Annotated in this window: 1 protein-coding gene; it reads right to left on the bottom strand. The window is 48.7% G+C overall.

Annotated elements, in window-relative coordinates; translation table 11 throughout:
- The coding region (locus tag E1163_RS29980) for a hypothetical protein (RefSeq protein WP_221417842.1) at positions 1 to 269 on the bottom strand (269 nt) is incomplete at both ends.

Here is a 269-nt window from a genome sequence, read left to right as displayed (position 1 = left end):
GGATATGGCATTATACCCTGGTAAAAAGGTCATGGGAACGAACTGCACCCTTCCGGCGGCATTATCATAGGCAAGTAATTCTCCGTTGAGGTATAAGCGATATCCGCCATCTGCCACTATATAGATGCCGGGGCCTTCCCCGGGGCCATAGGTATTTCCTATGAGCATAGAACCTTGTGAATCACCACCTCCCCATGCTGCTTCATTGGGAAGGGTGACTGTTTCAAGACATTTGCTTTGAGCAAAACCCGCTGCAAAGCAAAACATGA

It is taken from the genome of Fulvivirga kasyanovii (genome assembly GCF_009711405.1).
Classification (GTDB): Bacteria; Bacteroidota; Bacteroidia; order Cytophagales; family Cyclobacteriaceae; genus Fulvivirga; species Fulvivirga kasyanovii.
The sequence above is the reverse complement of the archived record's forward strand: the minus strand, read 5'-3'. Positions and strand labels throughout refer to the sequence as shown.